An 11,200-nucleotide genomic window follows, 5' to 3' on the forward strand; every position below is an offset into this window, starting at 1 on the left:
GACGCAAAGCACCGGGCTTGCAGAAAAAGAGGAGTTCCATCGTGGCCGAAAAGAGCGGCGCGGACATTTTGGTCGAATGCCTGGTCGATCTGGGCGTTGAGGTCGTGTTCGGCTATCCGGGCGGCGCCGTGCTGCCCATTTATGACGCGCTCTATAATCATCCCACGATCCGCCACGTGCTCGTGCGCCACGAACAGGGCGCGACGCACATGGCGGAGGGCTATGCCCGCTCCACCGGCAAGCCCGGCGTCGTGCTGGTCACGTCCGGCCCCGGCGCGACCAATGCCGTCACCGGCATCACCGACGCGCTGCTCGATTCCATCCCGATGATCGTCATCACCGGCCAGGTGCCCACGCAACTGATCGGCACCGACGCTTTTCAGGAAGCCGACACGGTCGGCATCACGCGCCACTGCACCAAGCATAATTATCTGGTGAAAGACCCCGGCAAACTGGCCGGCGTCGTGCATGAAGCCTTCCATATCGCCACCACCGGCCGCCCCGGCCCCGTCGTCGTGGACATTCCCAAAAATGTCCAGATCGCGACCGCGCCCTATGCCCGGCCGGAACTCAAGGTCCATGCCAGCTATCACCCGCAGACAAAGGCGGATGCCGCCGCGATCGACGCCGCGGTCGAGATGCTGGCGGCGGCGGAACGGCCGATCCTCTATACCGGCGGCGGCGTGATCAATTCGGGGCCGCAGGCGTCCGCGCTGCTGCGCGAACTCGTGGCGCTGACCGGCGCGCCGGTCACCTCGACGCTGATGGGCCTGGGCGCTTTTCCCGCTTCCTCCGACCAATGGCTGGGGATGCTGGGGATGCACGGCACCTATGAAGCCAATTGGGCGATGAACCAGGCGGACCTCATCCTGTGCATCGGCGCCCGGTTCGACGACCGGGTCACCGGCCGGCTCGACGCCTTCGCGCCCAACAGCAAGAAGGTCCATATCGACATCGACCGCAGCTCGATCAACAAGATCGTCGATGTCGATGTCGCGGTGGTCGCCGATGTCGCCAGCGCCCTCGATGACATGATCGCGCTGTGGAAACAGCGCGGCCACCAGCAGGCCGACCTCGGCGAATGGTGGGCGCGGATCGCCGGCTGGCGCGCGCGCAAGAGCCTGGACTTCGCCGAAAACGGCGCGGAGATCATGCCGCAGCGCGCGATTGCCGATCTCTACAAGGCGTGCCGCGCCACCGGCAAGGATGTCATCATCACCACCGAAGTGGGCCAGCACCAGATGTGGGCGGCCCAGCATTTCGGGTTCGAAGCGCCCAACAAGTGGCTGACCTCGGGCGGGCTTGGCACCATGGGCTATGGCTTTCCGGCGGCCATCGGCGCGCAGATGGGCAATCCCGACAGCCTCACCATCTGCGTCGCGGGCGATGCCTCGGTCCAGATGAACATCCAGGAAATGGGGACGGCCACGCAATATCGCCTGCCGGTCAAGATATTCATTCTCAACAATGAATATATGGGCATGGTGCGCCAGTGGCAGGAACTGACCTATGAAAGCCGCTATTCCAACAGCTATTCCGACAGCCTGCCCGACTTTGTGAAGCTGGGCGAAGCCTATGGCTGGACCGGTATCCGCATCGAAGGGCCGCAGGAACTGGAAGCCGGCATCCGCCAGATGATCGAAACCCCCGGCCCGGTGATCGTCGATTGCCGCGTGGCGAAACTCAGCAACTGCTTCCCGATGATCCCATCGGGCGCGGCCCATACCGAAATGCTGCTCGACCCCAGCCAGGTCGAAGGCGTCATGTCGGACGAAGCGAAAGCGCTGGTGTGACGCAACATCTGAAGCTCCGCATTCATGTGACGGAGCCATGGGATTTCGAACGGATCGCGGGCACGGCCGAACTCACCGGCTGGACCATCGATCATGTCGATCCTGAAAACGGCGAATGGGAAGTGCATCTGGACCATGGGCTCGACTTCGACAAGCGACATATCGGCACCTTGTTGGCCGGTCCCCGCTATGTCGGCGAACGGCTCGACCGGATGTTCGACACGGTCACCGGCTTTCCGGTCCGCCTCGCCCACCGCGTTGATGGCGAATGGCATTTCGCCTTCGTCGCCACGATTTCGCAGCGCCACGACGACACGCACCGGCGCGAAGACCAGGATAATGGGACCAGCATCTGATGCATATCCAGGAAGAATATAGCCAGCGCCATGTCCTGTCGCTGACCGTTTCCAACGAAGCGGGCATATTGGCGCGCATCGCGGGCCTGTTCACCGCGCGCGGCTATAATATCGACAGCCTGACCGTGGCCGACATCACCGACGATCATGCGATCAGTCGCATCACCATCGTCACCGGCGGCCCCCCCAAGGTGATCGACCAGATCATCGCCCAGCTCGACCGGCTGGTGCCGGTGCACAAGGTGACCGACCTCACCGAAGCCGGCCCCTTCGTCGAGCGCGAACTGGCGCTGGTAAAGGTCGCGGGCACGGGCGAGGACAGGATCGAGGCGCTGCGCCTGGCCGACGTGTTCCGCGCCAAGGTGGTCGACACGACGATCGGCAGCTTCATTTTCGAAATCACCGGCACCACCGAAAAGATCGACAATTTCGTGGCGCTGATGCGCCAGATCGGTCTGGTCGAAGTGGGGCGCACCGGCGTCGTCGGCCTGATCCGGGGCAAGGACGCGAACTGAATTCCCTCTCCCCTCGGGGGAGAGGTAGCGAGACTTGGCAGCCTGCTGCCTGGTCGCAGCTAGGTGAGGGGGCGGCGCCACTCAACCCCTCTCCAACTTCATCTAGGCCCGGCCGCGCCGAGCCAAGATTTCATATCCTCCCCTGTCCAGGGGAGGAGGATATTTGGACGGGAAGAGACATCATGAAGGTTTATTACGATCGCGACGCGGACATCGGCCTGATCAAGGGCAAGAAGGTCGCCATTCTGGGCTATGGTTCGCAGGGTCATGCCCATGCGCAGAATCTGCGCGATTCCGGCGTCGCTGAAGTCGCGATCGCCCTGCGCCCCGGTTCGGGCAGCGCGAAGAAGGCCGAAGGCGCCGGTTTCAAGGTGCTGTCCAACGCCGACGCCGCCGCCTGGGCCGACGTGCTCATGATCCTGGCGCCCGACGAGAATCAGGCCGATCTCTATGCCGCCGACATTCACGCCAACATGAAGCCGGGCGCCGCGCTCGCCTTCGCCCACGGTCTCAATGTCCATTTCGGCCTGATCGAACCGCGCAACGATGTCGATGTCATCATGATCGCGCCCAAGGGGCCGGGCCACACCGTGCGCGGCGAATATGTGAAGGGCGGCGGCGTGCCCTGCCTGATCGCCATCCATCAGGACGCGACCGGGAACGCCCATGACATCGCCCTGTCCTATGCTTCGGCGGTCGGCGGCGGCCGCAGCGGCATCATCGAAACCGATTTCAAGGAAGAGTGCGAAACCGACCTGTTCGGCGAGCAGGCGGTGCTGTGCGGCGGGTTGACCCACCTCATCATGGCGGGTTTCGAAACGCTGGTGGAAGCCGGCTACGCGCCCGAAATGGCCTATTTCGAAGTGCTGCACGAAACCAAGCTGATCGTCGACCTGATGTATGAAGGCGGCATCGCCAACATGCGCTATTCGATCAGCAACACCGCCGAATATGGTGATTATCATACCGGCCCGCGCCTCATCACCGACGAGACAAAGGCGGAAATGAAGCGCGTGCTGACCGACATTCAGCAGGGCAAGTTCGTCCAGCGCTTCCTGACCGACATCAAGACCGGCTATCCTGAAATGAAGGCGAAGCGCAAGCTCCAGGCCGAGCATCCGATCGAAAAGACCGGCCAGCAACTGCGTGCCATGATGCCGTGGATCGGCGCCAACAAGCTGGTGGACAAGGACAAGAACTGACCTTTTATAAATCGGCATCAGAACGATCCGTTTCCGGTTTCGGCTCTGGAACTTGTCAGGGGCGCGGCATATTGTTGCCGCGCCCCTTGAACGTTTTTCGGAGACTATTTCTCATGCGCAAGTTCCTGATCCCCGCCGCCGCTCTCCTCGCCTTTGCCGGCGGCACCGCCCTCGTCGCCCAGATGCCGACCGCGGCGCCCGGCGCCAAGGACGTCGCCAATGTCACCGGCGGCTCCTACAAGATCGATCCCGGCCATACCCAGGTGGTCTTCGCCTATGATCATATGGGCTTCACCAATAATATGGGCGTGATCGCCGAACCCACCGGCACGCTGACCCTCGACAAGGCGAACCCCGCCGCCTCGAAGGTTTCGGTCGAATTCCCGATCGCCAACCTGCGCACCGGCGTCGCCAAGCTCGACGAACATCTGATGAAGGCCGACTTTTTCGACGCCGCCAAATTCCCGACCGCGACCTTCGTATCGACCGGGGTCAAGCCCGACGGCGCTACCGGCGCGGAAATCAGCGGCAATCTCACCATCAAGGGCGTGACCAAGCCGGTGACGCTGGACACCGAATTTTACGGCGCGGGCGTCCAGCCGATGAACAAGAAGGAAAATATCGGCTTCATCGCCACCACCACGATCAAGCGCAGCGATTTCGGCATGGGCTATGGCGTGCCGATGGTCGGCGACGCGATCGAACTGAAGATCATCGCCGGTTTTGAAAAGCAGTAACCACGTCTCGACATAAAATTACAAAATGCGGGGCCGGCTTGCATGTCGGCCCCGTTTTGCGTTATGGACCATGCATCATGCAGAGCCGCGCGCTTCTTCCCCTGCTACGACTTACACGCCCTTAGGCGTGGCTTTTGTGCTGCCTTCCGGCTAAGGGCAGCGTCGATCCGCCTAAGGGCATCCATCACAGTCAAGTCGTACCCACGGGCATGCGGATGCGTTCCCGCTGGCCAGGAAGTAGTTTGATCCCATGATGCTGACCGATCCCTCGCTGAAATACCGATCCTTCCCGCAAGTCGATCTGCCCGACCGCCAATGGCCGTCCAGGGTCATCACCGCTCCGCCCCGCTGGCTGTCGACCGACATGCGCGACGGCAACCAGTCGCTGATCGACCCGATGAACGCGGAAAAGAAGCGCCGCTTCTTCGACCTGCTGGTGCGCGTCGGCGTCAAGGAGATCGAGGTCGGCTTTCCGTCGGCCGGCGCGACCGAGTTCGATTTCATCTCCGGCCTGGTGCGCGACGGGGCCATCCCCGACGACGTCATGCCGCAGGCGCTGACCCAGGCGCGCGCGGACCTCATTGCCACCACCTTCGAAAGCCTGCGCGGCGCCCGCCAGGCGATCGTCCATGTCTATAACGCCATCTCGCCCGCCTGGCGCGACATCGTGTTCCAGATGGATCGGCCCCAGGTGCGCGAAATCGCCGTGAACGCCGCCAAGCTGCTGCGCGACCATGCCGCCAGGCAGCCCGACACCGACTGGCATTTCGAATATTCGCCCGAAACCTTTTCCACCGCCGAGCTGGATTTCAGCCTGGAATGTTGCGAGGCGGTGATGGAGATTTTGCGGCCGACGCCGGAGCGGCCGCTGATCCTAAACCTGCCCGCCACGGTCGAGTGCGCCACCCCCAACATCTATGCCGACCAGATCGAATGGATCTGCCGCAATATCTCGAAGCGCGACAGCGTCGTCATCTCGCTGCACACCCATAATGACCGGGGCACCGGCGTGGCGGCGGCGGAACTGGGCATCATGGCCGGGGCCGATCGCGTCGAAGGCTGTCTGTTCGGCAATGGCGAGCGCACCGGCAATTGCGATCTGGTGACGGTCGCGCTCAATCTCTACACGCAGGGCATCCATCCCGGCTTGGACTTCAGCGACATTGATGAGGTCATTCAGACCGTCGAATATTGCAACCAGTTGCCTGTCCACCCGCGTCATCCCTATGCGGGCGAGCTGGTGTTCACCGCCTTTTCCGGCAGCCATCAGGACGCGATCAAGAAGGGCTTCGCCGCGCAGGAGGCCCGCAACGATCTCGTCTGGAACGTCCCCTATCTGCCGATCGACCCCAAGGATCTGGGCCGCGACTATGAAGCGGTGATCCGCGTCAATTCGCAGTCGGGCAAGGGCGGCGTCGCCTGGGTGCTGCAACAGGATAAGGGGCTGAAACTGCCCAAGCGGATGCAGGCGGAATTTTCCAAGGTAGTGCAGGCGCTGGCCGACGACAGCAGCCGCGAACTCAACGCCGCCGACATCTGGGGCGCGTTCCAGGATCATTATTGCCTGACCGACGACCAGCCCTATGCGCTGATCGATTATCAGGAAGCCGGTCAGGCCGGCGACCGCATCTTCACCGGCAAAATCGCGCACAAGGGCGGGGAGCGCTCCATTTCCGGGCGCGGCAACGGCCTGCTCTCCTCGGTGCTGGCCGCGCTGCGCGACGAATTTGGCGTGCAGCTCGAAATCGCCGACTATAGCGAACATGCCATCGGCGCGGGCAGCGACGTCAATGCCGCCGCCTATGTCGAATGTCGCACGCCCGATGGCCGCACCATCTTCGGCATCGGCACTGACAGCGACGTCGCCACCGCTTCGGTCAAGGCCATTCTATCGGCCGCCAACGGCATCGCGGTGCGGGGGTAATAGCGCCCGCTTATGCCTGTCCCCCCGTTCGGTTCGAGCGTGTCGAGAACGCTTCTCGATACGCTCGAACTGAACGGGAAAAAAATCTACTTGGCCAGCGCCCGGATCACCCGGTCCCACTGTTCCAGCGATTCCCTGATGCCCGCCACCGGCACCCGCTCGTTCAGGCCATGGGCGAACCCGTCCTGCGCCTTCATGAACAGGCTCGACACGCCGTAGCTCGGGAGCCCCAGCGCCCGGAAATGCACGCTGTCGGTTGCGCCCGCCGACATGCCGGGCATCACCACCGCATCGGGCGCCCGCGCCGTCACCGCGTCCCTGACGGCATCCATCACGTCGGCGCGCAACGGCGATGCGTCGCTGCCCGTCGGATCGCCCAGCATCGTCACAGTCGCGCCGGGATCATCCACCACCGCAATCAGTTGCGCCTTCACGGCTGCAATCTCCACGCCGGGAAATATCCGGCAATTGACGTTCACCTTGGCGCTTTGCGGCAGGGCGTTGAGCGCATGGCCCGCCTGCGCCATCGTCGCGACGCAAGTGGTGCGGACCTGCCCGACAAATTCCGGCTTGCTCGACAGCAGCTCGGCCGCTTTCGCGTCCCCCGTCTCGGCGAAGCGCCGCATCGCCGCCCCGACATCCCCGCCGATCCGCTCGGCCGACAGCGCCAGCGACGCCTTGGTCAATTCGTTGCGGGTCGCGGGAAATGCATAGGCCGCGATCCGGTCGATCGCCCTGGCCAGCCGATAGATCGGATTGCCGGGCGTCGGCGCGCTCGAATGACCGCCCGGATCGGTAAAGCCGATCTCGAAATCGGCATAGGTCTTCTCGCCCGCCTGCAACTGGTAAAGGACCGGCTCCCCCTCTTCGTTCAGCAATCCGCCGCCGCCATCACCGTTCAGCAGCAACTCCGCGTCCTTATATCTGGCCGCCAGCGCCCGCGTCGTGACCATGTCGGTTTCCTCGTCGCCTGACAGCAACAGGATGATGGTGCGACGCGGGGTCCAGCCCTCCTTCTTCATCTGGGCGATCGTCGCGATCATCATCGCGACGTCATATTTATTATCCTCCGCGCCGCGCCCGAAAATATAGCCATTTTCCTCGACCGGCACGAAGGGGTCGCGGGTCCAGTCCTTGGGGTCGGCCGCCACCACGTCCATATGCCCGATCATCAACAGCGGTTTCAGCGCCGGATCGCGCCCCTTGATCGTCGCGGCGAAGGTCGCCGTCTCGCCCATCGGCGTGATGACGATGTCCCCGTCGGCAAAGCCCGCGCTTTTCAGCACATCGGCATAATAGGCCGCCAGCCTGGGCACCTGCCCCGCCCCCTGTACCGTGCGATAGGCGACCGATCGCATCAATATGGCCTTCGCCGCCCCCGCATCGGCCGCCGCCTGCGCGCCGTGCGGCGCGGCCAGCAGCGCCAGTCCCAGACATGCACCCCGAAAATCCATATATCCTCCCTGCGCCATTCACGCCCTGTGTGGCATAGCCGATCGGCCGGGCCAATCGCTTTGGCGGAGCTTCACCGGGCGGCGCGCCCTCATCTCGGTTGCCACCCCCTGAAAGAATTGCTTGCGCGCAATCGGACGGATTGCCTCCGATATAGACGACCGGTTGCCCCAGGGAAAAAGCAGATGGCCCTTCATTATCGCAGTTTCGGATTTCAGGTTCTTGCCGGCATGGTCGTCGGGCTGGTGCTGGGCCTGGTCGCGCGCCAGATCGGTGCGACGCCCGATGGCGACCTGAACTGGCTCGCAACCGCGCTCAAGACGACGGGCGCGATCTTCGTCTCCCTGCTCAAGGCGGTGGTGCCGCCGCTCGTCTTCGCCGCCATCGTCGCATCGATCGCCAATCTGCGCGCGCTGGACAATGCCGCGCGGCTGGCCGGCCAGACCCTGCTCTGGTTCGCGATCACCGCCCTGATCGCGGTCAGCATCGGGCTTGCCATCGGCCTTGTTCTTCAACCCGGCACGGGTCTGCACGGCGCCGCCCTGCCGGTGGGCAAGCCGGACTCCTATGGCGGCTGGCTCGATTTCCTGAAAGGGCTGGTCCCCGGCAACAGCCTGGCGCTGTCGGGCAGCACCACCATTACGGATGGCGCGGCAACCACCAGCGTTTCCTTCAACATCCTGCAATTACTGGTCATCTCGATCGTGGTCGGCCTCGCCACCTTGAAGGTCGGCGACAAGGCCGAACCCTTCCTTGCCTTCGTGCGCTCGATGCTCGCGGTCGTCCGCGCCATTCTCGGCTGGATCATCCGCCTGACCCCGATCGGCTCGGCCGCCCTCATCGGCACCGCCATCGCGACCTATGGCTGGAGCGCGCTGGCCCAGCTCGGCACCTTCACCGCCGCCATCTATCTCGGCCTCGCGCTGGTGCTGCTGGTCGTCTACCCGACCTTGCTGATCGCGAACGGCCTGAAACCCGGCCCCTTCTTCGCCAAGGCATGGCCCGCGATCCAGCTTGGCTTCGTCTCCCGTTCCTCGGTCGGCACCCTGCCCATGACGGAGGCCGTGACCGAGCGCATGGGCGTGGACAAAGCCTATGCCGCCTTCGCCATCCCGCTCGCCTCGACGACGAAAATGGATGGCTGCGCGTCCATCTATCCCGCGCTGGCCGCGATCTTCGTCGCCGGCTTCTACGGCATCCCGCTGCATTTCATCGACTATGTGCTGATCGTCTTCGTCTCGGTGATCGGATCGGCCGCGACCGCGGGCCTGACCGGCGCGATCGTGATGCTGACGCTCACTCTGTCCACGCTCGGCCTCCCGCTCGAAGGCGCCGGCCTGCTGCTCGCCATCGACCCGATCCTCGACATGGGCCGCACCGCCGTCAATGTCGCGGGCCAGGTGCTGGTGGCCACCATCGTCGCCAAGCGCGAAGGCATATTGGACGAAGCCGCCTATAATGGCGACGGCGTGCCGGTGCTCGCTGGCTGAAACGGCCGATCCCGGATGATGGGCTGAAAGGATCGAGCGCGCGTATCCAGACTGGGCCGGCAAGTCGGCGTGCGATCCGGCGCAGGAAGGATCGTGGCTAAAACCCGGGGCGATGACGTCTCGCCGCGTTGGAGTGAGCCGAAACGCTATCGACTATGGCGGATCATCCTCCCCTCGACGCTGGCGATCGGCGTCCCTGGCAGCCCCAACGGCCCATCTAACCAGCAGGCCGACGCACAGCGCGACGATCATGGAGGGCAGCAGAACCTGGGTCAAAAAGCCCTTCCTGCACGCGGTGTCCGGCACGCAATCGCCCATCGCGTCAAAGATCAGCAGAAACAGGAAGACCGGAGCGCCCAGGATAACGGAAGCAATACACCCCCATCGGCCCTCGACCGTCGATCCACCTCTATAGCCGCCCTCGCTCATTCCCGATCATATGGATCACGGACCGACGTGAGCAAGCAAGGGTTTCGACGTGATGACCAAAATCAGATTAAAAAGGTCGCGAAAGAGGACGCGCAAAGAGGATTTGAAGCGGGTTAATTCAGAATTGACCTTCATCGTCCATTGCGAGCGCACGGGCGATTACGGATCAAGTCATCCTCATCTGAACATTCGGCCCAACTGAGGTGGAATGGTTGCTGCCGAAAGGCAAGCTGGCGGGGGGCATAGCCAAATTCCCCTGTTGATACGGCCCTGTCCGAGGCCGTGCCTGTCCGAAGCCTCACCTGTCCGAAGCCTCACCTGTCCGAGGCCTCACCTGTCCGCGATGGGAGAAGAGAGCAGCCGCGTCGCTATTTTCTCCCCTTCCGTCAACGGGAAGGGACCATAGGCCTGCACGGGTCGAAAATAGCGGCTTCATGCGTCACGCCGAACCTGTGTCAGCCTCCATCTGCCCGCCCGACCCTCCGCTCCATGTCAAGAAACGACCCCTGAAACAGGTCAGGGCGACGATGCGCTTATGGCCGATTCCGCTTGTGTCACACCATCGGGATCTGTCCACGGCGCCCGCCGGCTTTCTGATGCCGTGCGGTTTCAACAAAACGCATGGCAATCGGCGCGATAGGTTGAGGATTTCGCTGCGGCACGCCCACGCATGATCCGCCCGAAGATGGGGGGATAGCGCACCCTCCTGCCAGTCGTACCGGCGCTGGGTTCGTCCCTGCCCCGCCCTCATCCCTTCCTGCCAACTCCGTCGGCGCGGTGGCGCGACGGCCCCGCGGCCCCGCGGCCGCCGGTGGCGCGACGGCTCTGCCGCCAAGCGACGCAAAACCCATAAAAAAGGGGCCGGTCTTGCGACCGGCCCCTCTTATGTCGTCCATCCCGAGGGAGGGACAATCTGATTACATGCCCGAACCCGGACCGTAGGTGATTTCCACCCGACGGTTCTGGACTTCGCGAACACCGTCAGCGGTATCGACGCGCGGCTGCGATTCACCGAAGGCCTGGGTCGTCATGACGCCGTCGGGGATACCCTTCGAAGCCAGATAAGCCTTGGTGGCGTCAGCGCGGCGCTGCGAGAGGCCGACATTGTACGAGGCCGAGCCCGAACGGTCAGCGTGACCGGCAAGCATGACCTGAGCGCTGCCGCAGCTGCTGTAAGCCGAAACCGCATTGTCCAGAATGGTGGCGGCGTCAGGCGTGATGTCCGACTTGTCCCATTCAAAGAACACGATGTACGGCCCAGGCGAGCATTCCACTGCCGGCGGGGGCGGCGGAGGCGGCGGC

At 63.6% G+C, this 11,200-nt stretch carries 10 protein-coding genes; 7 read left to right on the forward strand and 3 right to left on the reverse strand.

Translation table 11 applies throughout. The features are described 5' to 3' along the window. Window positions 1-41: 41 nt before the first annotated feature. The 6 genes from C100_RS38055 to leuA all read left to right on the forward strand — a co-directional run bounded on the left by C100_RS38055 (window position 42) and on the right by leuA (window position 6,527). Window positions 42-1,793 carry an acetolactate synthase 3 large subunit gene (locus C100_RS38055; protein ID WP_031309653.1) on the forward strand — a complete coding sequence of 584 codons (1,752 nt, stop codon included), beginning with the start codon at window positions 42-44 and terminating at the stop codon, window positions 1,791-1,793. Next, window positions 1,790-2,149: a hypothetical protein gene (locus tag C100_RS38060; RefSeq protein WP_024020342.1), complete on the forward strand. Its 360-nt coding sequence runs from the start codon at window positions 1,790-1,792 to the stop codon at window positions 2,147-2,149. The genes C100_RS38055 and C100_RS38060 overlap by 4 nt, the downstream gene beginning before the upstream one ends. Continuing rightward, window positions 2,149-2,664: an acetolactate synthase small subunit gene (gene ilvN / locus C100_RS38065; RefSeq protein WP_024020343.1), complete on the forward strand. Its 516-nt coding sequence runs from the start codon at window positions 2,149-2,151 to the stop codon at window positions 2,662-2,664. The genes C100_RS38060 and ilvN overlap by 1 nt, the downstream gene beginning before the upstream one ends. Window positions 2,665-2,846: 182 nt before the next feature. Next, window positions 2,847-3,866: a ketol-acid reductoisomerase gene (ilvC, locus tag C100_RS38070; protein ID WP_024020344.1), complete on the forward strand. Its 1,020-nt coding sequence runs from the start codon at window positions 2,847-2,849 to the stop codon at window positions 3,864-3,866. 113 nt (window positions 3,867-3,979) lie between these two features. Then, window positions 3,980-4,603, forward strand: a complete 624-nt coding sequence (locus tag C100_RS38075; RefSeq protein WP_024020345.1) for a YceI family protein — start codon at window positions 3,980-3,982, stop codon at window positions 4,601-4,603. 250 nt (window positions 4,604-4,853) lie between these two features. Next, window positions 4,854-6,527, forward strand: a complete 1,674-nt coding sequence (leuA, locus tag C100_RS38080) for a 2-isopropylmalate synthase (RefSeq protein WP_024020346.1) — start codon at window positions 4,854-4,856, stop codon at window positions 6,525-6,527. Window positions 6,528-6,613: 86 nt separating this feature from the next. Here the strand turns inward: leuA and C100_RS38085 are convergent, their stop codons facing one another. Next, complete coding sequence (locus C100_RS38085; protein ID WP_031309654.1) at window positions 6,614-7,981, reverse strand: M20/M25/M40 family metallo-hydrolase; 1,368 nt, start codon at window positions 7,979-7,981, stop codon at window positions 6,614-6,616. A gap of 183 nt (window positions 7,982-8,164) precedes the next feature. Between C100_RS38085 and C100_RS38090 the strand changes: the two genes are divergently transcribed. Then, window positions 8,165-9,469: a dicarboxylate/amino acid:cation symporter gene (locus C100_RS38090; protein WP_024020348.1), complete on the forward strand. Its 1,305-nt coding sequence runs from the start codon at window positions 8,165-8,167 to the stop codon at window positions 9,467-9,469. A gap of 153 nt (window positions 9,470-9,622) precedes the next feature. Here the strand turns inward: C100_RS38090 and C100_RS38095 are convergent, their stop codons facing one another. Together C100_RS38095 and C100_RS38100 are read right to left on the reverse strand one after the other, a co-directional pair. Continuing rightward, window positions 9,623-9,898, reverse strand: a complete 276-nt coding sequence (locus tag C100_RS38095; protein ID WP_024020349.1) for a hypothetical protein — start codon at window positions 9,896-9,898, stop codon at window positions 9,623-9,625. Window positions 9,899-10,815: 917 nt separating this feature from the next. Further along, window positions 10,816-11,200, reverse strand: a 385-nt coding sequence (locus C100_RS38100; protein WP_037530613.1) for an OmpA family protein, incomplete at its 5' end; no start/stop codon positions are given.

This window comes from Sphingobium sp. C100 (assembly GCF_000508185.1).
Classification (GTDB): domain Bacteria; phylum Pseudomonadota; class Alphaproteobacteria; order Sphingomonadales; family Sphingomonadaceae; genus Sphingobium.

What these genes read in the sequence shown, in the direction of transcription:
- C100_RS38075 (WP_024020345.1), top strand. Translation starts at nt 3,980, where the DNA reads ATGCGCAAGTTCCTGATCCCCGCCGCCGCTCTCCTCGCCTTTGCCGGC.
- leuA (WP_024020346.1), top strand. Translation starts at nt 4,854, where the DNA reads ATGATGCTGACCGATCCCTCGCTGAAATACCGATCCTTCCCGCAAGTC.
- ilvN (WP_024020343.1), top strand. Translation starts at nt 2,149, where the DNA reads ATGCATATCCAGGAAGAATATAGCCAGCGCCATGTCCTGTCGCTGACC.
- C100_RS38095 (WP_024020349.1), bottom strand. Translation starts at nt 9,898, where the DNA reads ATGAGCGAGGGCGGCTATAGAGGTGGATCGACGGTCGAGGGCCGATGG.
- C100_RS38090 (WP_024020348.1), top strand. Translation starts at nt 8,165, where the DNA reads ATGGCCCTTCATTATCGCAGTTTCGGATTTCAGGTTCTTGCCGGCATG.
- ilvC (WP_024020344.1), top strand. Translation starts at nt 2,847, where the DNA reads ATGAAGGTTTATTACGATCGCGACGCGGACATCGGCCTGATCAAGGGC.
- C100_RS38085 (WP_031309654.1), bottom strand. Translation starts at nt 7,981, where the DNA reads ATGGATTTTCGGGGTGCATGTCTGGGACTGGCGCTGCTGGCCGCGCCG.